Origin of the sequence: Aurantibacter aestuarii, from assembly GCF_003008425.1 — a bacterium.
Lineage (GTDB): Bacteria > Bacteroidota > Bacteroidia > Flavobacteriales > Flavobacteriaceae > Aurantibacter > Aurantibacter aestuarii.
This window is the reverse complement of the sequence record NZ_PXOQ01000007.1, coordinates 1,123,672-1,147,354: the sequence shown is the minus strand read 5'-3', so window position 1 is coordinate 1,147,354 and position 23,683 is coordinate 1,123,672. Positions and strand designations below refer to the sequence as shown.

At 31.7% G+C, this 23,683-nt stretch carries 27 protein-coding genes and 1 tRNA gene; 21 read left to right on the top strand and 7 right to left on the bottom strand.

Annotated features, from left to right (window positions below; translation table 11 throughout):
- Positions 1 to 180: 180 nt before the first annotated feature.
- Both C7H52_RS13430 and C7H52_RS06325 read left to right on the top strand, forming a co-directional pair.
- Positions 181 to 351, top strand: coding sequence for a hypothetical protein (locus C7H52_RS13430; protein WP_181256211.1), 171 nt, complete (start codon positions 181 to 183; stop codon positions 349 to 351).
- Between the two features lie 58 nt (positions 352 to 409).
- The gene (locus C7H52_RS06325) at positions 410 to 676 is read left to right on the top strand and encodes a hypothetical protein (protein WP_106463028.1); all 267 of its coding nucleotides are present in this window, start codon (positions 410 to 412) and stop codon (positions 674 to 676) included.
- A gap of 161 nt (positions 677 to 837) precedes the next feature.
- Here the strand turns inward: C7H52_RS06325 and C7H52_RS06320 are convergent, their stop codons facing one another.
- Positions 838 to 1,821 (bottom strand): hypothetical protein, encoded by a 984-nt coding sequence (locus C7H52_RS06320; protein ID WP_106463027.1) that lies wholly within the window; start codon positions 1,819 to 1,821, stop codon positions 838 to 840.
- A gap of 183 nt (positions 1,822 to 2,004) precedes the next feature.
- Here C7H52_RS06320 and C7H52_RS06315 point away from each other — a divergent pair, with 183 nt between their 5' ends.
- The 19 genes from C7H52_RS06315 (at position 2,005) to C7H52_RS06225 (ending at position 16,031) form a co-directional block, all read left to right on the top strand.
- Positions 2,005 to 3,471 carry a hypothetical protein gene (locus C7H52_RS06315; RefSeq protein WP_106463026.1) on the top strand — a complete coding sequence of 489 codons (1,467 nt, stop codon included), beginning with the start codon at positions 2,005 to 2,007 and terminating at the stop codon, positions 3,469 to 3,471.
- The gene (locus C7H52_RS06310) at positions 3,471 to 4,367 is read left to right on the top strand and encodes a hypothetical protein (protein ID WP_106463025.1); all 897 of its coding nucleotides are present in this window, start codon (positions 3,471 to 3,473) and stop codon (positions 4,365 to 4,367) included. The genes C7H52_RS06315 and C7H52_RS06310 overlap by 1 nt, the downstream gene beginning before the upstream one ends.
- 48 nt (positions 4,368 to 4,415) lie before the next feature.
- Entirely contained in the window at positions 4,416 to 4,889 is a 474-nt protein-coding gene (locus tag C7H52_RS06305; RefSeq protein WP_106463024.1) for a hypothetical protein, read from the top strand.
- 61 nt (positions 4,890 to 4,950) lie between these two features.
- Positions 4,951 to 5,538, top strand: coding sequence for a hypothetical protein (locus tag C7H52_RS06300; RefSeq protein ID WP_106463023.1), 588 nt, complete (start codon positions 4,951 to 4,953; stop codon positions 5,536 to 5,538).
- 75 nt (positions 5,539 to 5,613) lie between these two features.
- Positions 5,614 to 5,982, top strand: coding sequence for a hypothetical protein (locus tag C7H52_RS06295; protein ID WP_106463022.1), 369 nt, complete (start codon positions 5,614 to 5,616; stop codon positions 5,980 to 5,982).
- Entirely contained in the window at positions 5,964 to 6,233 is a 270-nt protein-coding gene (locus tag C7H52_RS06290) for a hypothetical protein (protein WP_106463021.1), read from the top strand. The genes C7H52_RS06295 and C7H52_RS06290 overlap by 19 nt, the downstream gene beginning before the upstream one ends.
- 15 nt (positions 6,234 to 6,248) lie before the next feature.
- The gene (locus tag C7H52_RS06285; RefSeq protein WP_106463020.1) at positions 6,249 to 7,067 is read left to right on the top strand and encodes a hypothetical protein; all 819 of its coding nucleotides are present in this window, start codon (positions 6,249 to 6,251) and stop codon (positions 7,065 to 7,067) included.
- The gene (locus C7H52_RS06280; RefSeq protein WP_106463019.1) at positions 7,054 to 7,248 is read left to right on the top strand and encodes a hypothetical protein; all 195 of its coding nucleotides are present in this window, start codon (positions 7,054 to 7,056) and stop codon (positions 7,246 to 7,248) included. The genes C7H52_RS06285 and C7H52_RS06280 overlap by 14 nt, the downstream gene beginning before the upstream one ends.
- Before the next feature lie 6 nt (positions 7,249 to 7,254).
- Positions 7,255 to 7,800, top strand: a complete 546-nt coding sequence (locus C7H52_RS06275; protein WP_106463018.1) for a hypothetical protein — start codon at positions 7,255 to 7,257, stop codon at positions 7,798 to 7,800.
- A gap of 11 nt (positions 7,801 to 7,811) precedes the next feature.
- Positions 7,812 to 8,234 carry a peptidase associated/transthyretin-like domain-containing protein gene (locus C7H52_RS06270; RefSeq protein WP_106463017.1) on the top strand — a complete coding sequence of 141 codons (423 nt, stop codon included), beginning with the start codon at positions 7,812 to 7,814 and terminating at the stop codon, positions 8,232 to 8,234.
- Between the two features lie 3 nt (positions 8,235 to 8,237).
- Positions 8,238 to 8,909: a glycoside hydrolase family 108 protein gene (locus C7H52_RS06265; protein ID WP_106463016.1), complete on the top strand. Its 672-nt coding sequence runs from the start codon at positions 8,238 to 8,240 to the stop codon at positions 8,907 to 8,909.
- Positions 8,869 to 9,237 (top strand): hypothetical protein, encoded by a 369-nt coding sequence (locus C7H52_RS06260; RefSeq protein WP_106463015.1) that lies wholly within the window; start codon positions 8,869 to 8,871, stop codon positions 9,235 to 9,237. Before C7H52_RS06265 ends, C7H52_RS06260 begins: the two co-directional genes overlap by 41 nt.
- Before the next feature lie 2 nt (positions 9,238 to 9,239).
- Positions 9,240 to 10,406 (top strand): leucine-rich repeat domain-containing protein, encoded by a 1,167-nt coding sequence (locus C7H52_RS06255; protein WP_106463014.1) that lies wholly within the window; start codon positions 9,240 to 9,242, stop codon positions 10,404 to 10,406.
- Between the two features lie 12 nt (positions 10,407 to 10,418).
- Positions 10,419 to 10,970 (top strand): hypothetical protein, encoded by a 552-nt coding sequence (locus C7H52_RS06250; RefSeq protein WP_106463013.1) that lies wholly within the window; start codon positions 10,419 to 10,421, stop codon positions 10,968 to 10,970.
- 2 nt (positions 10,971 to 10,972) lie between these two features.
- Positions 10,973 to 11,479 carry a M23 family metallopeptidase gene (locus C7H52_RS06245; protein WP_106463012.1) on the top strand — a complete coding sequence of 169 codons (507 nt, stop codon included), beginning with the start codon at positions 10,973 to 10,975 and terminating at the stop codon, positions 11,477 to 11,479.
- Positions 11,480 to 11,481: 2 nt separating this feature from the next.
- Entirely contained in the window at positions 11,482 to 12,111 is a 630-nt protein-coding gene (locus C7H52_RS06240) for a hypothetical protein (protein ID WP_106463011.1), read from the top strand.
- Positions 12,108 to 12,575, top strand: coding sequence for a hypothetical protein (locus tag C7H52_RS06235; protein WP_106463010.1), 468 nt, complete (start codon positions 12,108 to 12,110; stop codon positions 12,573 to 12,575). The genes C7H52_RS06240 and C7H52_RS06235 overlap by 4 nt, the downstream gene beginning before the upstream one ends.
- Positions 12,576 to 12,577: 2 nt before the next feature.
- Entirely contained in the window at positions 12,578 to 15,217 is a 2,640-nt protein-coding gene (locus C7H52_RS06230) for a zincin-like metallopeptidase domain-containing protein (protein WP_106463009.1), read from the top strand.
- A 157-nt stretch (positions 15,218 to 15,374) separates the two neighbouring features.
- A complete protein-coding gene (locus tag C7H52_RS06225; RefSeq protein WP_106463008.1) occupies positions 15,375 to 16,031 on the top strand; it encodes a hypothetical protein in 657 nt (218 codons plus the stop codon).
- Between the two features lie 216 nt (positions 16,032 to 16,247).
- Here the strand turns inward: C7H52_RS06225 and C7H52_RS06220 are convergent, their stop codons facing one another.
- The 6 genes from C7H52_RS06220 to C7H52_RS06195 form a co-directional block, all read right to left on the bottom strand.
- Positions 16,248 to 17,579 (bottom strand): site-specific integrase, encoded by a 1,332-nt coding sequence (locus C7H52_RS06220; RefSeq protein WP_146130010.1) that lies wholly within the window; start codon positions 17,577 to 17,579, stop codon positions 16,248 to 16,250.
- A 48-nt stretch (positions 17,580 to 17,627) separates the two neighbouring features.
- Positions 17,628 to 17,700 (bottom strand) — tRNA-Met (locus C7H52_RS06215).
- Between the two features lie 106 nt (positions 17,701 to 17,806).
- The gene (locus C7H52_RS06210; protein ID WP_106463006.1) at positions 17,807 to 17,989 is read right to left on the bottom strand and encodes a CPXCG motif-containing cysteine-rich protein; all 183 of its coding nucleotides are present in this window, start codon (positions 17,987 to 17,989) and stop codon (positions 17,807 to 17,809) included.
- 1 nt (position 17,990) lies between these two features.
- On the bottom strand, positions 17,991 to 19,304 hold the full coding sequence (locus C7H52_RS06205) for a TolC family protein (RefSeq protein WP_106463005.1): 1,314 nt from the start codon (positions 19,302 to 19,304) through the stop codon (positions 17,991 to 17,993).
- Positions 19,294 to 22,491, bottom strand: coding sequence for an efflux RND transporter permease subunit (locus C7H52_RS06200; RefSeq protein ID WP_106463004.1), 3,198 nt, complete (start codon positions 22,489 to 22,491; stop codon positions 19,294 to 19,296). Before C7H52_RS06200 ends, C7H52_RS06205 begins: the two co-directional genes overlap by 11 nt.
- Positions 22,491 to 23,630: an efflux RND transporter periplasmic adaptor subunit gene (locus C7H52_RS06195; protein ID WP_106463003.1), complete on the bottom strand. Its 1,140-nt coding sequence runs from the start codon at positions 23,628 to 23,630 to the stop codon at positions 22,491 to 22,493. Before C7H52_RS06195 ends, C7H52_RS06200 begins: the two co-directional genes overlap by 1 nt.
- Between the last annotated feature and the right edge of the window lie 53 nt (positions 23,631 to 23,683).

The following is a 23,683-nucleotide window of genomic DNA, read 5'->3' as shown; positions in this document are numbered from 1 at the left end:
TATAACAACAACAATGCAACAACAAAATAATTAGGTGTATGAGATACGGAATAAGACTTGATTTTATAGATAATAAAACTAGAAAATCTAGGAATAAATCAAAATTAACAAGATTAAAAAATAGACGTAAACGAAAACGTCTTAAAAAAAACAATCGTTAACCCTTAAACAATTATAAAAATGAGTATTAGAAGAAAAGGCAACAAGCCAACAACACACAAATTCGTTAAAAACATAGTTAGCAACGACGAGCAAAAAGCATTAAAGCAAGTTTGCGAAAAAACAAACCTACAACCTAAAGCATTTAAAACGGCTCATACCGATAAGCTTTTTGTATTTGTAGAAAAATAATAACCAACAACAACGGTTAAGTTCCAGCTTAACCGTTGTTTAATATTTTATAATTGTTATGAGTGATAATACCAATAAACCAAAAGACGTGCCATTTGCACCGAGTAGAACTGAATTGTATGATTTATACACTGGAGTAAGCAAAACTCAAATAAATAAAAGTTTTAAATATGTAAGAAAAAAATTCCCTATAAAAAGCGGTAATCCGAAAAGCTTAACGAATCCTCAATTTGTAAATTTTATAATAGAATTGGGTATTCCGCATGGATATAAAAAATCTGATTTTCCTTTTTTAGATAATGTTCCAATTAAACTAATTGACTAAATAAAAAAAAGCAACTCATTAGAGTTGCTTTCAAATATTTTAAATGTTAAACAAATGATTATCCTGTGTACTCTTCTTCATCAATAAGATGAATTGTCTTTCTAAATAGTGTCATATTATTTGTGTTTTATATTCATTGTTATAACGTTACAAATATAAAATTATTTTCTTAAATCTCTAAAAATTATTCTAGTGCCTTGATTTTTAAACATAAGACCCTCATATTCAAACCTCTGAATTTTTCCTGTTCCATTAAAACTTCGTTCAGGTAATTTAGTGAAATTATTTAAAGTACCATTTTCATAAAATTTAACCTCTAAATCAGCTGGATGAGAAACCTCTAAATTGTAATTCTTAAAAATATGCATACAACTATGTGCTTTTGTGTTCTCTACATTTAAAGAATATTTTTTTCTTTCAATTTTTTCTATTTTATATTTTTTATCACCCGATAAAGTTCTTTTATGTTGAACAAGAATCTTATTACCTTTATAATTTTTGTCAATTTGCAAATATTTATTTGTTATTTGTAAATCTTTTCCATTTACCCTGAATGACACCATACTGTAATCCGAAACATCTTCATTATAATCACTTTTATTAAAAATACATGATGAAATATAATCGGTTTTTTCTATTGTATGTGCATGTAAAATAAAAGTCTCCCTTTCATTTAGAATTATAAAGTCTGGGTTATTTTTATCAAACTCTATATCAACTTTATATGTATAATCTTCATAGTATTTATTTGAATCCATAGGTATATATTTTTCCAAATTCTCTTCTATTTTATCACATAAATCTGGGAAATTTTCCTTATACATTGACTTTGAAGTAGTTATCCATAGATTTTTTATATCTTTTCTGTTCTTCATATATTCTGTACAATAGATGATACTTCTTAATTGTTCATTAAATATATCTGAAAATTGCTTTGATTTGACAATTGTCACAAAAACAGTTGCTGTTACAATTGTAGTCCCTATAGAATGAAATGCTGATGATATAATCTCCCAATTTTTTAATGCTTCTAAAAATGCTCCAACAGCATATAATAAAAACCCCAATAATAATAAAGGTATCCATGCATAATCTTTAAGAGCTTGAATGGAGCCTGATTTAAATTTATCAACAAAATTCGACATAATATAATTTTAAAATATTTGCTAAAATACTATTTTTTATTTATCAAAATTAGATGGCATTGAGAGTGCTTGACCACTAAATAGAAACACTTAACATCATGTTAATAGGTTCTTAGAGGAAACCCAATAAAAAAACAACACATATTGCAGACCAATTAAACCAGTAACCCTCAAATCTGCAATTTGAAAAACTTAACCAACAGACCAACAACAAGCCAACGCAAACGTGAAGTAATAGCGTTGGCTTCGTTGTTTGGTAAATCTTCAAATAAAAAGCAGTCATTAGGAACTGGAGATACATACTTTGGTATTAATGCCATAAAAGACTGGATTTACTCAAACCTTAAAGAAGTAGATAGTAAAAAGGCTGTAGAGTTCTTTAAAAGCAACAGTTTAAAGGAACTGGTATCGAAAATACATAGCACTTTATATAATAATTTCACTTATGTAGCTGACGGTTACGACCAAGATTTACAGTCGCCAAATTATGCATTTCACAATAGACACGTTGGTATGGATTGTAAAAGCTTTACAATACTAGCTTCTACATTTTTATTGGTTAATAATGTTAAGCATTATTTAAGAAAAATCAAACAGTTTGCAGATAGACCAGACGAATTTTCACACATATACATAGTAGTACCAACAGACCAACAAACAGCAAACTTAGCTAGTGGTTACTATGTTTTAGACGCCACTTTGTCTAGTAATACCGAGCCTTTATTTATTGAAAAACACGATATTTTTATGAAACAATTACCATATAACGGACTAAATGGCGCAAACAACAACGCCAACGGTTTAAACAACAGTTTTGATTTTGGAGAAATGTTTAAAGATGTAGATTGGGGTGACCTTAAATCCATTTTTAAAAGTTTGTCATGTTTAGGTGGTTCGGCTTATAGTAGCGCAAGATTACAACAAGATATTAATTTAGCATCTGCAATTATAAGCGAAAGAATTAAGGCTATTAACGAGTCTGCATTCAACAATGACATGGTTTCTTTAGGTAAGGAAGTACAAAACTTCTTTGGTTTTGTAGCAACAATGAACCATATTTTTATAGAAAAAAAACACTCAAACGGCTGGAACTCTTGTACTACGAAAGCTTTAAACTCAATTATAGATTGGTCGCATAAAGTTAGATATGTAGGTGGTAAAGCCTTAATTGTTTGGTTTGACCGTTACTATGATGTAACATTTAATGTAAATGCTAAAAGATATTATTCATCTTCTATTTTTAATGCTCTTTGGGCAGGGTACATGAGTCCTACAGATAACACTCAATGGGCAGGAGAATATACACTTGTTAGAAAAAATCCAAATGAAGAAGTAAAGGCGTTTGTTTATAACGATTATTTAACGTCTATAGACAGTCCAGCACAGATTAACGAAACGTCATTTTTAAATAGTTTATCTACTGTTTTAATTCCTCTAGTTACAAGCCAGACCAACGGAAGCAACGACACAAGTAACGACGGTACTGGAAACCAAAACACTTACGAGCCAATAGGCAACAATAACAACGAGCCAAAAAAAGCATCTACAGCTAATTTGTTTTTTGGCGGTGTATTGCTAGGAACTGCGGTTTATTATGGCGGTAAGGCAATAGCTAATTCTAAAAAATCAAAAAACAAAAATCAAAAATAATGAGCAATTTATCTCAAACAAATAGCCGTATAGAAGCTAAGCCATATTTAACAAAAGAAACCAACCCAGAAATGTCATGGTTTGGTAGAGCGTGGCGTAATGCTGGTATAGCAATTTATAATAATGCAGCTTCAATTTTAGGTACAGCAATAGGTGGTCCATTAGGTGCTATTTTAATGAACTTAATAGAAGCTGGTGTAAATGTTACGGTTAATAGAGGAACTGGAGTTTATATAGATATAAACGCTCAAACATTCGACTCTTTAAGTTTAGCGGAAACAAAAAATTTGCACGCATGGTTAAAAAATGTGTTAGGTGCTACAGTAAACAAAATAGTTTCTGCATTTGATATTGTGGTAACTATTAATACAGGAAGAACCAGTACAGAAACCGTCATAAAAAGCATTAACGAAGCTTTAAACAAAATATACTTAATACAGGCTTATGGCTTTGTTATTAAGGAAAAAGGCGAAAATGGTTTTTCTCTTGCATACTCAAGGCAAAAAGCAGAAATCATATTAAAAATTGTTGAATATGTAGAAAAGGCATTAATAATTTATGCTGAACAAAATACAACTGGCTACAAGTTAGTAAGTGAAACACTTTTAGTTTCAGAAAACGTACAAATAGACAATCTGTTGCTAGAATATCAAAAAACTACTGTAGAACAAAACTTTAAAACATTTGTACCTAAAGACGCTATAAATACCAACGGTCAAGCAGATGTTATAATTACTAATACAGATCAAAACAGCACAGAACCAGCAACGCCAACAACGCCAGCAACGGTTGTTGATAAAAACAAAAGTAACGGCTTAAAATGGTTAGGCTTAGGCTTATTTGCTTTAGCTGTTGCACAAGTGGTAAAACCAAAAAAATCTAAAAATAAAAAATAACCCAAATCAATTAAAAACAATTCAATTATGGACTTTAAAAAACCCAATATGAAAACAGCAACCGACGGTTTAGTTATGGTTGGGAGTGCTGGTGCTGGATTTGCTACAGGTCGTGGCGTAAACGCAATGTATCCAGAAAAAAAACAAACAAGCGGTTTAGCTAAAATAGCAACGTTTGCTCTTGCAGTTGCAGTTGTTGCTTCTGTAAAAGGCGACGATATGGCTAGTAAAGCTATTAAAGGTTTTGCTGGCGGTTTTGGTGGCGAAAAACTTTTATCTGGAGTTTCAGATTTAATGGAAGATAACGCCATGTTATCGCCAAAAGCAGACGACGACGAAGCTACAAAATTTGCACAAAGAGCATTAGGTATGCCAACGTACGTAGGTACTGAACCACCTAGAGAACCAGCAGAAGTTAAACGTTTAGTTTTTCCAGCTTTAAACCAAGCGCATCAAGAAGAAATTATCCAGATGCAAGAAGTTGCGCAAAATGCTTATGAGCCAAAATTGAAGTTTGTATAAACTCAAATTAAAAACAAGAGAACCCAAAATTTAACCAATAAAAAATTTAACACAATAAAAGATGAAAAATTTACAAGATGAAAAATTAATGGCTGGAATGGCTATTGAAAAATTTTTACAAAAAGATCCTACATACAAATCTACTTTAGGTTTAAGTGGTGGCGAAGTGCGTTTAGTTCCTGTTACTCACATAGTAACAGCAAAAGTAACTGGTACGAATATAGAGTTCGTTAAAAGTGGAATAACTAAAGAAGTTGGCGTAAAAACGTTTAACAACAAAGCTTTAGAAGCTGGTAAGCCTTTAATCTTATGTGCTGTGTCGGCTCATTATGCTAAAGAAGCTACAGCAGACAACAAAACAGTAGCAACCGCAGATTATAGCGACGTTGCGCCAGCTGGTTTAGTAAACGGAGAGTTAACAATCTCGCAACAAGGTAGAGGTAATTTAGTTGATGCTCAATTTAGCGCATTAATTAACCAAAACGCAACTCAAAACAATTTAGACCAAGAATTTGATATTGCAGATATGCCAATTATCAAATCGGAAACTGAAATTGATATTGTAGGTAAACTTCCAGAAGCTATTGCTACAGCTGGAAACGATGACTTTGTGCGTATAGCATTAAGAGGTTATACAATCCAAGCGTAAACCAAAAGACCAATCAATAATTAAAAAAGCCTATCTATAATTTGTATAGGTAGGCTTTTTTTTATCTCAAATCACATGAAAACAACAAATGTAAATGTAACCCTAACGGCTGGTCAAACACAATTGTCCGAGTCAATTGTTAATAATAATGGCGAAATAATTTCGGCAATGGTAACAATTGCGGACAAATCGGTTTTAGATAATGCCAATGTTAAGGCAGAGTTAACCAATATAGACGGTAAACCGTTTGTTGGTATTAACGTAAAACAATGGGAAGCTTCGCCAGAACTAGAATTTACTAAAAGAGGTATTTCGCCTTTAAAAGTTAAAGATAGTAGAGTATTATTTAAGTTAAGTACAAATACGGCTTTAGCTTCGGACTTAGTTTTAGAGGTGGTTTTAGTTCACAAATCAGACGACTGTATATGCGAAAATCACGTTTAAATACACACAGAATTTATAATAACTCTAATGAGTTTATTGAAAACGTGTTACAGGCTTCAATTGTAAACAACGGTACAAACGACGTTGTTGTTTTTGGTCAAACCCTTAAAACCAATGAAATTTTTAGAATTGACGCCAGTAACACCGTTTTCTCATTAGAATTAGAACAGATCCATTTTTTGACTAGCGGTAACGCAACGCAAAACAATGTTTCTATAGCATACCAGACCCTACAGGCTGAAAACTGCTAATAACCAACTGTAATTATGTTAGAACAAATAATCAAAAAAGTTAACGAGTCCAAAAACAACAAATTAGGTATTGCTATAAAAGACAATACCAATGACTGTTGGGCGTGTAAATTTACAAGCCTTAGCGAAATGAAGTCTTTGGGTTTTGAAACGGTTGAAGATTATTTAAACCATATTTCTGAAAAAGGTTATCCAGATATAACGGTTTATTTAAAGCGTTCTAACGGTTCTAGTTCGGTTTATGTAGATAATCACGAAGTAAGACTAAAAAGTAAGCTAAAAACCAACAACGAGCCAACAACAGCTTTAACAACTACCAACACAAACAACAACACTATGCAAGCAAATGAAAACAACGGTATGTTAGGCGGTATGAATATGCAAGTTATGGATATGTATAGCAAATCCGTACAATTTGAAGATGCTAAACGAAAGGTTGCAAAATTAGAGTTAGAAGCGATAAATAAAGATACTGAAATTAAACGGCTGGAACGTGAAAATATGAATTTGAGCAATCAAATTACCATGAACAGCAAGCCAGTTATTTCAGATAGTGTCGCTTCAATTTTTGCTACAATTTTACCAGAATTAGGCGACAAAATAATAAATAGAAAAGGCTTAAACGGTTCGCAACAACAGCACCAACAACAAGCACCTTTAGAACATTATTCAGAAGCTAAAACGAAGCTTTTAAACTACATTAAAAACGACGGAATAGACGACAGTTACTGTACAATAGTTCATAGAGTTTTAGATAAACTTTATTCGGACGAAGCGTTTTTAGATGTTTTAATTAAGCAATTAACAAATAAACAAACTCATGCCACAAACTAATATTACTATTGAAATTGAAGCTGAAAACCAGCTTGAACTTAACGACAAGGCAAACGCCTTAAACGTTATAAAAAATCTAAATCCAAGCACTTTAAAAAAGTTAGCGGAATTAGCAAAAAACCCAACTAAAGCCGATACACAGCTTAATAAACATTGGGGCTTAATTAAAAAATTCTTTTAACCAATTATGAAAAAAATAGATAAGCAAAAACTAAAAGAAACCGCAAAAAAAACAGGAGATAAAGCGGTTAATCTACTTTCAAACCCAAATACCTACAAGGTTGCTGGTGCTTTATTACTTGTCTATTTAGGTTATAAAGTGGTTAATAAGGTAGCCGACAAGGTTGCTGGAGAAGAAATAGACGATGAAGTTAACGGAACAGGCGGAAGTACCAACGGTGCTACAATTAGCCAACAACAAGCCAACAACTATGCACAACAGCTTTTAGACGCTTTTAACTCTAAAGAGCCGTTATATGGTACAGACGAAGAAGCGGTTTTAAACGTATTTAAAAAGCTGGTAAATACAGCCGATTTTATAAGAGTTTATAATGCTTTTGGAACTAAAGATTATAACGGTAACAATTCGCCACCAACTGGTGCGTGGTCGTGGTTTGATAGTTACGAAAAAAGGAATTTAGTCTATTGGTTAAAATCTGAATTATCGCCAAGCGACGGAGAAGTTTACCAAGTAGTTAAAGCTATTGTCAATCAATCTGGATTTTCATTTTAAATAAATTTTACATGAATAATACAACAGCAAGTTTTACAGAAAATACTGGAGTAGGTATATTACCTAGAGGAACATTTAAAGGTCAATTAATACACCCAGACGGAACGCCAGCAGTAGGCGCAACATTAGTTTCTAAAATTGAAAACAATAGATATGCTTATACAGACATAGACGGAGTTTTTACAATAGAAGATATTGTTTATGCGTCGCCAGTAAGTGTAACGTATCAAAATAAAACTATTGAGGTAAAAGCAAATCCAGCTAAAGAGCAAATTGTTTTTCCAGTAGAACAATTAGACGAAGTGGAACTAAATTACACTAAACGTAAACCAAACATCTGGATACCTTTAGGCATTTGCGCTTTATTACTGGTTGGTTCTGTAGCTTTAGTAGCTAAGGAAGAAAAAAGAAACGTTGTAAAAGCTAAATTGTAAGGTATGGCAAATTTTAACCGTTTCATTTCAATTGTTCTACGATTAGAGGGCGGTTATCAAAACTTAACTGCCGATACAGGAAACTACAACAGCTTAGGGCAAAACGTAGGTACTAATAAAGGTATTTCAGCCAAAGTTTACGAAACATGGTTAGGTTATCCGCCAAGCGTTTCAGACATGAAAGCCATAACCGACCAAATCGCAATAAGCATCTACAAAGCTAATTATTGGGATAAAATAAAAGGCGACCAGATCAATAATGAAGAAGTAGCCACAATTATTGCCGACCATGCAGTTAACGCTGGCGTTTATAGTGCTGGTAAAATAACGCAACAAACCTTAAACGAGCGTTTTAATTTAAGACTAAGTGTTGACGGAATAATAGGAAACCAAACAGTAAGTGCCATTAATTCGGTTAACCAATACAAGTTGTTTGACGGCATTTTAAGTAATCGAGAGCGGTTTTATAAAAATTTAAACCAACCAAAATTTTTACAGGGTTGGCTCAATAGATTAAAGCCATTTTATGAAGATTTAATAAACCTATCAAGCAAGTACGGAAAAAAAGCCAGTTACGGACTTTTTTTTTTAGGCATCGTGGGTTTCAGTTTATACATGATTAACAAGCAAAAAAATGATAGGAAAAGTAACAAACAACAAAGCAACAACAGTTAAGCAAACAGCCGATTACGTTGCTAACTTAACGCAAAAAAATCAAGAAAATCCTATCGTAACAGTATTAAAAAACGATTTAGGTTTTGGTATTGAATGGATAAGACAAAGCGAAAATGTGTTTTATGGAATTGCAAATTTTAAGTTTCCAGCAAACGCAACGGTTTTGCTAATTAATAAACCACTACCAGAAACAAAATTAGAACGTTTAAACAGTTCTACAATAAAATTAACCACACCAGACAACAGTTTAAAAGAAACTACCGTAAAAATCGCTATAATCGAGTTAAGCGGTTTGTTTTCTAATGAATTTAATCAAAATTTTAATTAATTATGAGTACACAGAACCCAAACATACAGGCTATTGTAGATAGAGTATTTGATAATTTATCACAATATAATACTCCAGAAAGCATAACACCAAGCGTTGTAGCTGGTGCAATTGGTTTAGCTGTTCAAAACCTTTATTCTCCACAAGATTTATTTATGGGAAATAATGGCGTTACAAGTTTAGACCTAACTAACTATGTAAACCTAGAACGGCTTTATGCTAAAGACAATCCTTTTGTTTCTTTAGACTTTAGTAACGCTGTTGCTTTAAAGGTTTTACATTTATCAAGTTGCGAACTTAACACAGGACTAGATTTAAGCAATCAACCCAATTTAGAAGAAATAGATTTAAGTAGCTTTTCAGACTTTACAAATGGTTATAGTTTAGATCTTTCTTCAAATACAGCTTTAAAAAATGTTGTCCTAGACACAATTTTAATAAATAGCTTAAACCTTACAAACTGTACCGTTATAGATAAATTAGAGCTTTACAGTATTAATGGTTTAACGGATTTAGATTTAACAAGTCAAACCGTTTTAAAAACATTGAATTTAGCCAATATTCCAACTCTTAATAATTTAGATATTTCTAACTGTACAGATTTAGAAAAATTAAATATTACAGGGGTAACACTAAACACCTTTAACATCACACCTTTTAATCAATTAGTCGATTTATCATTAATATCAACAAACTTAACCAATTTTGATCCAAGTCCTTGTGCCTCATTAAAGACTTTAGATTTAAGCAGTAACAGTATTCCAAATTTAGATTTTTCACAAAACACAAATTTAGAAACAATAATACTTAACGCAAACCCTTTAGACGGTACAAACCTTAATAGCAATACAGTTAAAACAATAAGCTTATTTGCTACTGGTTTAACTAGCTTAGACTTATCTGGTTTACCAAGTTTAGAAGCTTTAGACGCTAGAAACCTTAATCTATCTGGAAACTTAATAGATATTAGTAATTGTCCTAATCTAAAGTCATTAAATTTCACAGCTACAGTTATTGACTCTGCCCAACACACAGCAAATTTAGAAATATTAGACACCAATGGTTTAACAAATGGGATATATACTTATAAAGGGTTTTCATTTCCTAGTTCAGCATTTAAAACGTCTTTAGAAGCTAAAGGCTGGGTAATTCAAAGCGGTGGATTTTAAAAAACAAATTACATGACATTTAAAGAAAGTCTTATTGCTAATTGGAAAGAAATTGTAATTGTACTTATAACAGCTGGTGCTTTAGGTCAATTTATCGGCGTTTGGGATTTAACGGTAAAACGTGAAGATAATTATATCGACAAATACGTAGGTTGTAAAGATGCAGAAACCGAAATAAGAGCCAAACTAAGCGAGGTCGAAAATAGGTTAAATACAATAGAATTAGCATCGTCAGACATACCGTTTCCATTTTGGATAAAAGACCTTAATAGTACAGTTTTGTTTGTAAATAAAGAGTTTAAAACCAAAATTTTAAACCCATTAAAAATAAATCCAATCACTTTTATTGGTACTCGTGGAGAAGCTTTAGGCGACGAAAAATTTATACAAATGATTTTAGATAATGACTTTGAAGTTATAAAGGCTCGAAAAAAAATCATTTTCGACGAATATATAGAAGATTTTGGCTGGGGTAAATCGTATAAATATCCGCTTTTTGGTAATTCTGGTTATGTTATTGGAACTGCTGGAATATGGATACCTAACGAACCAATTTTCGATTAATTATGAAAAAAGCAATAATAACAACAGCATTAGTTTTATTAATTATGAAAAAAGCATTTTCAAAAAGCAATAGCGCAAAATTCGCGAATATAACAGCTAATAACGATATAAGAGAGTGCGACCCTAAAGGTTGCGGACACTTTGGCGCAAATAGAGGTTATAACGCAGACGGTACAAGACGCTACCATAGAGGTATTGATTTAGTGGCTAATGAAAACGACGCTATAAAAACACCGTTTGACTGCGTTGTAAATCGTTACGGCTATGTTGCTGGAGATAAAGCACACCAATTAATAGAATTACAAGGCGTTGGTGGATTTAAAGACTACAAAGCCAAGATAATGTATGTTAAATACAACAACAACGTTAACGTTTCATTTTCTAAAGGCGAAATTGTTTGTTATGCAGACGATATTAAGCAAAAATACGGTACTTCAATAACGCCACACGTACACGTAGAAATTTATAAAAAAGGCGTTTTAATTGATCCAACACCTTTTGTTTCTTAATTATGAAAAATCTATCCAAAATAACGCTTTCAGCTTTGCTTCTACTTTGCAGTTGTAAGACTGTAAAAAAAGACTGGTTACAAGAAAATTACTATACTAAAGAAACCGTAAACACAAATGAAACGAAGCAAAACGAAGCCTTTTTAAATGAATTAACAAAAATTGAAAATTCAATTAAAAAGTACGAAGCTTCTACAAACCAACAGGCAACAACAACAGAAAAAACAGACGAAACCGAAAACACAACTATAGACGGTTCTATTACTGCGGAATTTGGAAAAGAAAAATTTGTGCAAGTTGGCAACACTTTAATTAAAACTAATGGTGCAAACGTAAATTTCCAGACTAGCAACGTTAAAACCTATAGTAAAGAATTAGAAACAAAAATAAGTTTTTTTGAAAGTCAATTGGAAATAACCAGGAAGCAAACCGAAGCTATAGAAGTTAAACTAAAAGCATTAGAAACTCAAAACAAACAATTTAAAACTGTTCTGGAACAACAAAAAAATAGTAAATCAAAAACCACAAAAAAAAGTGGTTCGCCATTTTTAACTAAAACCTTAATCATCTTAATAGTTGTTTTTGCTATTTATTTATTGCTTAGACATTATTTAAAAAACTTGTTTTTATGAAAAATATTTTAATAATATCTGCGCTTACGGTTTCTGGAGTTTATTTTTTAGCAAAAAACAAAGTTTCAAGAGTAATAAACGACTATAAATTAGCCTTAAACAACTTAACCTATAACTTAAATAAACTTTCAAATTTAGGTTTTAACAGCCAGCTTATACGTGGTAAAGTAAGTTTAAACATAACAAACAACAGCGCATTAGATTTAGTACTTAAAACCGCTGGTAAAATTACTTTAACTCGCTTAGACTTTTATACACCAAAAGGTTTGTATATAGGTTACGCAACACCAAATTTAAGCGAGATAGAAATATTAGCAAACTCTACATACACAACACCAGAAATAGATTTTAATGTTCCATTAACTTCTGTTTCTATTAAAGTAATAACTGAACTATTTAGTAATTACCAAAACATACAAATCAAACCAACTATAAACGCTTTAGGCAAAAACTACACATTCTAATCATGCTAAATTCGATTTCAAAATACAACAGTTTAAACGGCGCAATAAATAGAGAAGATCTTATTGAATTATGCGAACAACTTAAAACCGACGAACAATTTTTTTATAGTAATAAAATTAAATCACTTTTAGAAAAAAATCCAGATGCTAAAAAGTTTGAAATTGAAACCATAAACAAAGCTTTTGAAATCCCTAGTAAAGATGTTTTAAGTGGTTTAGCTAAAGCAGACAAAGAAGATGAAGATTTTGGTTTAGCTAAAGCAGTTTCGCCGTCTGAAATTTACGATATGATAACTAAACGTATGCTTAATTTAATAAAAGAAGCTTCTGGAACTGGTTACAAAAAAAAGTGGAAAGCTAAAGCCTACGGTACTGGATATTTAATACCATTTAATTTTGATAGCAAAAAAAGATATAGAGGTGTAAACGTGTTTTTGTTAAGCACTTTTGAGCCTTTACCAAATCCATTTTTTCTAACATTTAAACAGATAGAAAAACACAACGGTAAACTAAAAAAAGGCTCAAAAGGTTCTCCAGTTGTTTATTTTACTGTTTTATACAAAATACAATTAGCAGATAGAAATATAGACTTTGGAACTTACAACGCAAAAAAAGCTAGTGAATTTGCTAAAAAGAATAACATAAACCCTATGCTTATTCAAGAATTACCAATACTTAAATATTATAATGTTTTTAACGGTTCAGACATTGAAAATATTGATTTTGATTTAGATAATTTTAAAATTGGATATATAGAAGAAGAATTGCCAACAAGCAAAAACAACAAAGTTTTAGAAATTCCAGAAGCTATTATAGAAAATTATCCGAAACCAGCACCTAGCTATAGTTTTGGTGGCGACAAGGCTAGTTTTAGTCCTATGCGAGATTTAATAAAAATGCCACATTTGGTAGATTTTGAAACACCGCAAGACTATTACAGAACATTTTTACATGAATTATCTCACTCTACAGGATTAGCCAGCAGATTAGATAGAGATTTTACTGGTCGTTTTGGCTCTAAAAAATACGCTTTTGAAGAATTAATAGCCGAATGGGGCGCAGTTTTTTTAAGTGCAGAAGCTGGTATTATTTTTCATAATAACAAAAATCATGCTGAATACATTAAAAATTGGAACAGCGTCTTAACACACATAAAAGACGATAATAAGTTCGTAATGCGTGCTTGCACACAGGCTCAAAAATTAACAGATTTTATTCTCCAGTACGACGAAAACGGAAACCCAAAATATTTAGAAAGTTTAAAAGCTTCAGCAAAAGAAAAAAAAGAACCTGAGCCAGTTAAAAAGGCGACTATAAAAGCTTCAAAAAAAATTGCAAGCAAACTAAAACAGAAAAAAACAAAAGTAGATGAAAATGGGCAATACGGCTTATTTGGTGCTAACAAACAATTAAATTTTTCTACTGAAGATTTTAAAAAAATGACGGTTTCAGAATTACGAGAATTTTTAAAAACGTATTACGAAACACATTTAAAAGGCAAAAAAATTCCAGCTTCAAACTTCCTTAAAAATATTGAGTTTGTAAGTAAAGCTAAAGGCAAATTATTAAAGCCTATTTATTCGGAAAAAGTTGTTGTAGTTAAAAAAATAGAAGAATTAATAAAAAGTTCGACATACAACAATTTCGGGAACCCAAAACCAACCGATAAAAAAGACGTTTTAGGGTACCTAAACTTTAAATCGAAAGTTGTAATTGATAACAAACAACGACACGTAAGAATTTCAATAGTTCTTTACAAAAATCGTGAAACTCATTTTAAAACTTACGAAATAGGTAAAACAAAAAAAGAAAGTGATAAATCTCCCGATGCGCTGGTAATCAGCAAAACATCTGACGGTGGAAAAATATCACTTTCTAAAAACAAAAATACAAAAAAATCAAATTCAGTTCCTAAAAATAATCTTAAAAAAGGTTTAAACGGCTCTTTATCTAATAGAAGTAACAACCAACAACGCCAATTTTTTGAGTTGTTACCGGAACACAAAGATTTACAAGATTTTTTAGGTAAAGTTGAAATACAAGAACATGAAAGCGCAGTTATGACTTTAAGTGCGCCAGCTGGTTCTGGTAAAACAACAGCAGTTTTTAAAATGATGAACGCCTTTTCTGAAAGTGGTTATAAAACGCTCTTTGCTTCATTAGAGGAACACCCAGAAAGTTATTTGTTTGAAAAAAAGGCAGACCAATTTTTAAGTGATAAAGCAAAAGAGTTAATTTATGCGCCTAACTATTCAAGGGAAAATATAAACGATTTTTTAAAAGATATTGAAAATGCAGATGTCATTTTTGTTGATAGTATGAAAAAGCTTTGGCAATACCTAAAAGGTTTTGATCTGGATAATGATTTACGCAAAAAGTTTAAAGGTAAATTATTCGTTATCATTTTTCAATTAACCAGTAGCGGTAAAATGCGAGGTGGAAGCGACGCAGAGTTTGACGGCGATATAATTACGTTTATTGAAAAAGAAAACGATTTTACCGAAAATTATCTGTACCATGATAAAAACAGATATGCAACAACGCCAATACATGAAACAAAATTAAACGTTGCCAGCTTCTCGCTTATAGACGAAAATAGCAACGCTATACCATTAAAAGAAATTAATTACGAAATCGTATAGTTTGTTAGTTTGATTAGTTTGTTAAAAACCGCCTGTAATGGGCGGTATTTTTTTTTCTTCAAAAAATTATTAAAAGCATAATATTAAATTTTTGTTAAAAACAAATTTAATTATTTTCCTAAATTTAATTTTAAATGAATTTTAAAATATATAATTTATGAAAACAAAATTTAGCTCTTTGTTAATTATTTTAACTTTATTTATTTCTTGTAGTAAAAACGATGATGTTTTACAAAATGAATCTGTTATTTCTAATGATAAGATAAATTTATTCAATGCTAACCAGAGAAATACTTTAACTCTGCAAGAAGTTGCTAAAATTCACGTAGCAAAAAGCTTGGAAGTTTATTCATTAATATCAGAAGAAAAATCTATTGATATGAATTATTTGTCTAACATTCCTATTGACTTAGAATACTCTCAACTAGAACAATTTTTATCAGATTCAAATATCGTAAAATCAGTCGAAATATCAACGTTAATGATTGAGAGTAAGGATATCATTTCTCAATTTATAATTGATTCTGGATTTGAGAGTATAGAGGAAATTGAAGATGATTTTATCAGAGAGGTTAATAACGAATACAACAGACTTTCTGCAAATGTTCCAGCTGGACCTTGTGAAAACGCTTATGATTCAGCCCTTGGTAGATGTAAAAGAAATTGGGTTGTATCAATGGGAATGTCTGCCGTTGTTGGCGTTTTTACAAGTGGTGTAGGTCTAGTAACTGGTGCTGGGTCAGCCATGGTATTGTTTATAATGTGCTCAGAAGATGCATTTCATGATTATGACGCTTGTCTAGGCAACCACTAAAAGATTAATTTATGAGAATTATTATTGTAGTGCTGTTCATTATTTTGATACTAATTCAAATCTTAGATAAAGAAGATAAGTTCTTAATTGTACAGTATTTAATTTTAGCCTTTGGATGTATAAGCGCAGTTTTATATTTAATTAAGAAAAATAAAAAATAATTAAAAACGCCGTTTAAATTAAACGGCGTTTTTTTATTAATAAAAAATTAAAATATCACAAATAATTACTCCAATCCTCTACAATATCTGTACTAATACCACGTAAATAAATTAAAGTTTCATCTTCTGTTTTATGCTCTGTAAATTGCATGATCCATTTAACAGCTTCTTTTTTATAATTATAAACCTTTTGTTGCTGTAGTTCTTGACACTTATTTTTAAACGCAACGCCAATAGCGGTATGCCTTAAACTATAAATAGTGTATTCAGAATTTTTAAAATAAGGATCTTTAATTATTTTCTTAAATCGGTCTGTATAATTTTGTCGTCTGTTTTCATCTTTAGCACTCCATTCAGTAATAAAATTATTTAAGCCAAAAATATAATGTTCTTTGTTTGCGCTAGATAGATTTAGTTTACTGTAAAATTCGTCATGTAGTGGCTTTAATATTAACTTATTAAATTTACCAGTTTTAGTATTAGTTTTAAACATCATGCTCTTTAAGTCAATGTCCTTTACTTTAATTCTAACAACTGTTTGAGGGCGCATTAATTCGTAATATACATGTAGCAGAAAAAAATATAATAGTTCATCATGTTTTTTAGCTTCTTTAAAAATAAATTCCTTTTGTTCAATAGTAAATGCTACATTACGTTTTGCTTTTGTCTGTTTGTTCTTTACACCGTCTAAAAAATTACGTTCGATATAATCTAAGTCTTTTAACCCCTCTAAAAGTGTCTTTAAATTAGTTTTAATATTATTGTAAGTTCTTGAAGACTTACCAACTGTAACATCGTTTAAAAAACTCACAATTATTTTTTTGGTTAAATAGCTGGTCGGCTCATTTTTATTAGAACCAACATATTTAATAAATCTGTTTTTAATAGACTTAAGGTCGTTGTAGTATGTGCTTGATAAGTCTTTTTTAGTGGCTAATACCTTTTCTAAGGCATTTTCTACTGTTGTAGGTTCAGTAACATCACTATGTTTACTAAAAGCATTAGGATAACGCTTAATTGCTTCTTCCTTTCCGTAAACAAGTGTTAATACAAAACGTGTATCGTTTTTCAATTGAAAAATTATAGCATTTTTCAAAAATTCTATATGCTTAATTTTTTCTTTATGGTCGTTTATCCTATTAACTTCAATGTATTGGCTGTTTATTTTATAACTAGCTTTAGAATATTTTTTTTTCTTATCAGAACTAGCTGTTTGGTATCGAAAATATACAACCCAGCGTTTATTTAAGTTTTTTTTATCCTTGTAATCTTTAGGGGAAATATCTACTTTTTTAACTAAGCTGTCAATTATGTTGTTGTATTTAAAGCGAATAGGGTCACTCATAATATTGTCCTCAATTGTGTACTCAATCAAATATTTACTCATAAAAAAAGCGTTTTAAAATTGCTCTTAAAACGCTGTTTTTCAACCTTGTAGCGAGAACTGGACTCGAACCAGTGACCTTCGGGTTATGAGCCCGACGAGCTACCTACTGCTCTATCTCGCGATTTATATCACAATTTTTGTTTTTAATTCGGTTCATAATGCCGATACGATTATTGTGGACTGCAAATATACGATGCTTTTTTAAAAAAACAAATATTTTTACTAAATTATTGCTCAATATTTTCGGCTCTAAAGCTAACTAACTCGTTGTCTTCAAATTGAGGTGTTAGCTCAATAGGATTACAACATACCTCACAATCTTCTACGTAGGTTTGTACTCGAACACTTCGATCTAAAAGCATCGAAATATCTTCCCAACAATATGGACACTGAAAAAAATGCTCTAACATCTTAAAACGCTGTGTTTAATAATTCCCCACTTAATTGCAACACGACTAATTCCGACAGTTTAGCATCATATTTTGCCTGAGTTTGTAAGAGCTCTGCATTTAATAAGTTTAATTGTGCCTGTCTAAATTCGATAGAGTTAACTTGTCCTATTTTAAATTTTTCTTCGGTACGCTCAAAATTACTTTTTGCTGTACGTATGTTTTCAGATTGTACTTTGTAAATAAGAAGCTTGTTGGTATAATCGTCCCACGCATTATTAAAATTACGCTCAATATCCAGAAGCAATTGCTCTTTTAACAGCTTTTGAGTATCTAAATTGATTTTAGCATTTTTTACTTGTGTGATGGTTGTTCCGCCATCAAATAAATTCCAGCTTAAATTTATGCCTCCAGATAGACCTGTATTAGTAGATACTGCCACAAACGAAGCTGCATTGTTATTATTTCTATTCCAGCCATAAGTCCCCACCAAACCTACCGTAGGCAAATACCCAGAACGATTGGCTTTAATAGTTAGCTCATTAATATCTATATTTTTTTCGGTTTGTAATAGTGCTATGTTTTTAGTTTTACTTTGCTCTAGAAGTGTGCTTTTATCTAAAAGTCCATTCAGTTCAAAATTGGTAGAAACATCGAAATTATTATCACTTTGCCCTAAAATAAAAGCTAAATCTCTTTTAGTGTTGTTAAGTTGTTGTCTTGTGGTTATAATGCTTATACTATCATTATTAATATCTACCTGAGCATTTAAAACAACTAATTTGGTATTCTGCCCATACTCAAACTGATATTCGGATCTAGTTAAACGGTCTTTAGAGATTAATAACGTTTCCTCTTGTGCCTCCAAGTTTTCCGAAAATTTTGCCACATCGTAATAGACTGTAAATAGCTGGATAATGGTATTCTCTATAGTCTCTCTTGCCTGTAATTCCGTTAAGTTATACTGTTCTTTTAATCTCTTATAATTATAAGCTCTCCCCAAACCATCAAATAAGATGTAGTTTAGGTTTAATGACGCATTATAACGAGAACTTTCAGCATTGGTTAGTTTTGTTACCCGACCATCGGAAAATTCTGCTTCGGTATTGTCAATATTAAAAGTAGATCCCGCATTTCCTGTTAGGGTTGGCAAAAACCCTGAGTTTAACAATTTTGCATTATTTTCTGCCAGTTCCACATCCTGATTTGAAATTTTTATGCCGTAATTGTTGCTTAATGTTAAATCTACCGCTTGCTGTGGCGAAATTAATTCTTGAGCAATACCTATTTGCAAAAAGCAACTGCATAATAAAATTAAAAAAGTCCTAATGTTCATCATCTTCTTTTTGTTCTTTAATAGCACGTTCTACTTCTTCTTTTGTTACTTTATTACCGGTAGCTAACCATTTAGCACCAGTTTTAATGTTATTACTGAAAGCTAAAAATAAAGGTAAAACCAACAAGGTTAGTATTGTGGCATAAGCAATACCAAAAGATATTGAAATAGCCATAGGTTTTAAAAATTGTGCTTGTCGGCTTTTTTCTAATAATAATGGTGCTAACCCTGCAATAGTAGTTAAAGAGGTTAAAAATATAGCTCTAAATCGAGATTTTCCTGCCTCCAACAAAGCGTCATCAAACTTTAAGCCTTCTTTTAAATTGGTGTTAAACTTACCTATAAACACTAAGCCATCATTAACCATAATCCCTATTAAAGCGATAATACCTAACAACGATAATATATTTACAGGAAAACCTAATAACCAATGTCCCCAAGCTACCGCAGTTAAACTAAATGGCACCAATAACAACAATAAAATAGGCTGACTATAACTTCTAAATGTAAAAGCAATAGTTATATATATTAAAGCTAAAATGATAGATCCCGCATAACCAATAGAACTTGATAATTTACTAGCTTCACGATTTTGCCCTTCAAAAGACGCTGTAATGGTTGGATATTTCGATTGAATGTCTTTTATGGTGTTCGATTTAATATCTGCCAAAATATCGGTTGCACTAGAACTAGGATCTTTTAAATCGGCAGACACTTGTATTTCACGCTGTCCTTCTAAGTGATTAATAGCTACATCACCACGAACAATATCGTAAGTTGCAATATCTTTTAAAGTAACACGCTCGCCGTTTGGCGCAACAATTCTCATGTCGTCCAAGTCTGTAATAGAAGATCTGTTTTCTCTATCATACCTAACCCAAACACGAATTTCATCTTGTCCTCTCTGGAAACGTTGTGCTTGAACACCAAAAAATCCAGCACGAATTTGAGACATAATAGTTCTTAAGTCTAAGCCCAATAAATAAGCGCTTTCTTTTAGCTCAAGTCTGATTTCTTTAATTCCTGCAGGATCATTATCAGACACATCTTTTAAAAGCGGATTACTCTCTAAAACCGATTTTAACTCTACTTTTGCAGCTTTTAATTCATCTATATTATTACTTAGTAATGATACTGAAACCGGACTACCTCCAAAATTCCCACCAGAACCAAAATTTAAACGTTCTGTACCTATAACCGGACCAACTAGTTCCCGTAATCGGTTAGCTACTAAATCGGATTTTATGGCATCCGGGCGTTCTTCTCCTGGCAACATATTTATTTGTAAACGTGCGCTAGAACTACTACTTAAGGTTAAAATGGTATTTTCAAATAACTCTTTTCCAGTACCTTTTAAATATTCTTCCGTTAGTTCTTTATTAACGATAAACGATTTTTCTTCAATCATAGAAATGATAGAATCGGTCACTTTTTCGTTGGTTCCGTTTGGCATTTCCAACTCAATAGTTACCGTATCACTTGCAATACTTGGAAATAACGTCACCCCAATAATACCACCGCCCATAGAGCCAAATGTTAAGATTAAAAGCCCGACGAATATGCCTAAAGACAACATTTTAAACTTTAATACAAAATTTAAAGCTGGAGAATACACTTTATCTCTTAGGAAACTCATAATAGAGTCTCCGAATTGATTTACAACTCGCATTTTATTAAAAAACAGCTTAATTTTAGAAGGATTTTCCTCAACCGTTTGTTTTCTTAATGCTTTAGAATGTGCTAAATGCGCTGGTAAAATGATTAAAGCCTCGACTAAAGAAACGACTAAGGTTAAAATAACAATTACCGAAACCTCACTAAAAAACTCCCCAATTCTACTATCTAAAAAGAGAAATAATGAAAAGGCTAAGAGTGTTGTAATAATAGCAGATACCACTGGAGGAATAACTTCCATGGTTCCGTCTATTGCTGCTTGAATAGGTGTTTTTCCTTTTTCGTAGTGCTGATAAATATTTTCGGCAATAACAATCCCGTCATCGACCAAAATTCCAATAACAATAATCATCCCGAAAAGCGACAATACGTTAATAGTTACATCAAACTGACCTGCAAAAATAAACATTCCTAAGAATGAAATTGGCAAACCAAAAGCTACCCAGAAAGCCAATCTAGTATTTAAAAACAAGGATAAAAATAATAATACCAACAACATCCCAACAACAGCGTTTTCTGCTAATAGTGCTGTTCGTTGTTTAAGTGTGATAGATAAATCTCTTACCACATTAAGTTGTACGTTGTTATATTTGGCATTATAGGTTTCTATATACTCTTTTACTTTTTCTGCCGAAGACACCAAGTCTTCATTATTTGTACTTGTTACGGTGACATTAACTGCCAATTGCTGATTAAAATAAGTCGCATTAGGTGTTTCTGAAAAACGGTCTCTAACCACAGCAACGTCTTTTAAACGTACTACTTTTCCATCTGCACTTGCTTTAACAATAATGTTTGACAATTCATCGCCATAATAAGATTTGTTATTGGCACGAATTAAAAACTCCTCAGCATCGGTTTTAATAGTTCCTCCAGTAACCAGAATATTTGCCGTGCTAACCGCTTGTGACACGTCGTTAAACGTAATATTATAAGCCAGTAAATCGGTTTCATTTACAGCAATCTCAATTTCCTCTGCAGGATAACCAGTAACTTCAATTTGAGAAATACCATCTATTGCCCGTAAATCATTTTCAACCTGTCGCCCTAATTGTTTCAATGTGGCTAAAGGAATATTGTCCCCACTTATAGCAAATGAAATGGTTTGTCTAACCTCATCACGTTTTGAAACCACTAAAGGCTCCATGCCTGTTGGAAATGAAGGCACACGATCTACCGCATTTTTAACTTCCAAAAGCATGAAATCTATATTCTCGCCTTTTTCAATTTCTACGGTAATGGTTCCGCTATTTTCTCTGGATACTGAAGTGACACGATCGACACCTTCCAAACCTTTAAGATTATCTTCAATCTGAAGTACAATACCTTCTTCAATCTCCTGAGGAGAAGCTCCCGGATAGGTAATGGCTACATTTATAATTTTAGAATCTACTAATGGAAAGAAAGACGATTTTAATGAGAACCAACCCACTAAACCAAAAACCACAAATGCCAGAATAAAGATATTTACCGCGACATGGTGTTTTATAAAATATGTTATTATTTTCCTCATTAGTTTTTAGCAGGTTTAGTGGCGTTCTTTTTCTCTTCATAAGGTGTTACTAACATCCCTGCATAAGCACCTGGCACTTGTCGTTTTAAAATAATGGTATTATTTGGAATACCTTTTACAACCATTTTGGTATCTGTAAAATGTACTGGTTTCACTTCTATGACATCTAACAAACTGTCTTTTAGCACAAACATTTTGTTATTATCTAATAACAAATTACGGTCTACTTCAATAGCATCCGGCTCATCTTTTGCATTTAACTTAGCTTCCAGATATTGGCCTTCTTTTAAACCTTCATCTTTAACTTCAATAAAAACAGTAATGGTTTGTGTGGTGGCATCTATATTACCGTTAATTCGAACAACCTCACCTTTGTAAGTCTTATTAGTATCAATATTATTTAATTGAACTGTTTCTCCTACTTTTAATAAATCGGCATAAGTTTTACTTATAGCCACTTCCATTTCATAAACTGAAGGATCTATAAATTCACCTAATTTTTGACCATTTCTCACTAAAGTTCCTTTAGTTACTAATGCTTCGGTTAAAACACCATTAAAAGGTGCATAAATGTTGTATTTAGATAAACGCTCTTCTAAATTTTTCACATTATAATAATTGCTTACAATGCTTCGACCTGTAATAAAATAGTTTTCCTTATCTGAATCGACTTTAGGTAATGCCGGAGTTGTTTTGTTTAAATCGAATTGATTCAAGTAGTTTTGCCATTTTTGAAATACATTAGGAAAATCCAAACGCAAATCGGGCATAATAGCGGCTATAGAATTGTATAGATTACTTTTTGCGGATTGTACACTAGCGTAATATTCGCCAGAATTAATACGAATTAAAGCTTGTCCTTTTGAAAATTTCTGACCAGGCTTAAAAGCATTACTACCGCCATTAAAAACACCTTGCACTTCAGAAAATAATTCGATACGATTTTGAGCGACTAAGCTACCATTTGCGGGAATTACAATTTCAATGGTTTTATTTTTTACCGTATCTACAAATACCGTTTTTACTACTTTTTGTACGACTGGTTTCGGTCTATTTTTGCTTGAAATTAAAGATTTTGCTACATAGAAAGCACCTATAATAAATAGTATTCCAAGAACTGAAAGTATGATTTTACGCATGAATGGTCTTTTGAAGTATTAGACTACAAAATTACCGATAGTTTAAAGCGTAA

Coding starts and splice junctions, on each gene's coding strand:
- C7H52_RS06205 (WP_106463005.1), bottom strand. CDS start 19,304: ATGAACATTAGGACTTTTTTAATTTTATTATGCAGTTGCTTTTTGCAA.
- C7H52_RS06200 (WP_106463004.1), bottom strand. CDS start 22,491: ATGAGGAAAATAATAACATATTTTATAAAACACCATGTCGCGGTAAAT.
- C7H52_RS06270 (WP_106463017.1), top strand. CDS start 7,812: ATGAATAATACAACAGCAAGTTTTACAGAAAATACTGGAGTAGGTATA.
- C7H52_RS06300 (WP_106463023.1), top strand. CDS start 4,951: ATGAAAAATTTACAAGATGAAAAATTAATGGCTGGAATGGCTATTGAA.
- C7H52_RS06285 (WP_106463020.1), top strand. CDS start 6,249: ATGTTAGAACAAATAATCAAAAAAGTTAACGAGTCCAAAAACAACAAA.
- C7H52_RS06275 (WP_106463018.1), top strand. CDS start 7,255: ATGAAAAAAATAGATAAGCAAAAACTAAAAGAAACCGCAAAAAAAACA.
- C7H52_RS06250 (WP_106463013.1), top strand. CDS start 10,419: ATGACATTTAAAGAAAGTCTTATTGCTAATTGGAAAGAAATTGTAATT.
- C7H52_RS06220 (WP_146130010.1), bottom strand. CDS start 17,579: ATGAGTAAATATTTGATTGAGTACACAATTGAGGACAATATTATGAGT.
- C7H52_RS06245 (WP_106463012.1), top strand. CDS start 10,973: ATGAAAAAAGCAATAATAACAACAGCATTAGTTTTATTAATTATGAAA.
- C7H52_RS06195 (WP_106463003.1), bottom strand. CDS start 23,630: ATGCGTAAAATCATACTTTCAGTTCTTGGAATACTATTTATTATAGGT.
- C7H52_RS06320 (WP_106463027.1), bottom strand. CDS start 1,821: ATGTCGAATTTTGTTGATAAATTTAAATCAGGCTCCATTCAAGCTCTT.
- C7H52_RS06240 (WP_106463011.1), top strand. CDS start 11,482: ATGAAAAATCTATCCAAAATAACGCTTTCAGCTTTGCTTCTACTTTGC.
- C7H52_RS06255 (WP_106463014.1), top strand. CDS start 9,240: ATGAGTACACAGAACCCAAACATACAGGCTATTGTAGATAGAGTATTT.
- C7H52_RS06310 (WP_106463025.1), top strand. CDS start 3,471: ATGAGCAATTTATCTCAAACAAATAGCCGTATAGAAGCTAAGCCATAT.
- C7H52_RS06260 (WP_106463015.1), top strand. CDS start 8,869: ATGATAGGAAAAGTAACAAACAACAAAGCAACAACAGTTAAGCAAACA.
- C7H52_RS06305 (WP_106463024.1), top strand. CDS start 4,416: ATGAAAACAGCAACCGACGGTTTAGTTATGGTTGGGAGTGCTGGTGCT.
- C7H52_RS06225 (WP_106463008.1), top strand. CDS start 15,375: ATGAAAACAAAATTTAGCTCTTTGTTAATTATTTTAACTTTATTTATT.
- C7H52_RS06235 (WP_106463010.1), top strand. CDS start 12,108: ATGAAAAATATTTTAATAATATCTGCGCTTACGGTTTCTGGAGTTTAT.
- C7H52_RS06325 (WP_106463028.1), top strand. CDS start 410: ATGAGTGATAATACCAATAAACCAAAAGACGTGCCATTTGCACCGAGT.
- C7H52_RS06230 (WP_106463009.1), top strand. CDS start 12,578: ATGCTAAATTCGATTTCAAAATACAACAGTTTAAACGGCGCAATAAAT.
- C7H52_RS06265 (WP_106463016.1), top strand. CDS start 8,238: ATGGCAAATTTTAACCGTTTCATTTCAATTGTTCTACGATTAGAGGGC.
- C7H52_RS06295 (WP_106463022.1), top strand. CDS start 5,614: ATGAAAACAACAAATGTAAATGTAACCCTAACGGCTGGTCAAACACAA.
- C7H52_RS13430 (WP_181256211.1), top strand. CDS start 181: ATGAGTATTAGAAGAAAAGGCAACAAGCCAACAACACACAAATTCGTT.
- C7H52_RS06210 (WP_106463006.1), bottom strand. CDS start 17,989: ATGTTAGAGCATTTTTTTCAGTGTCCATATTGTTGGGAAGATATTTCG.
- C7H52_RS06290 (WP_106463021.1), top strand. CDS start 5,964: ATGCGAAAATCACGTTTAAATACACACAGAATTTATAATAACTCTAAT.
- C7H52_RS06280 (WP_106463019.1), top strand. CDS start 7,054: ATGCCACAAACTAATATTACTATTGAAATTGAAGCTGAAAACCAGCTT.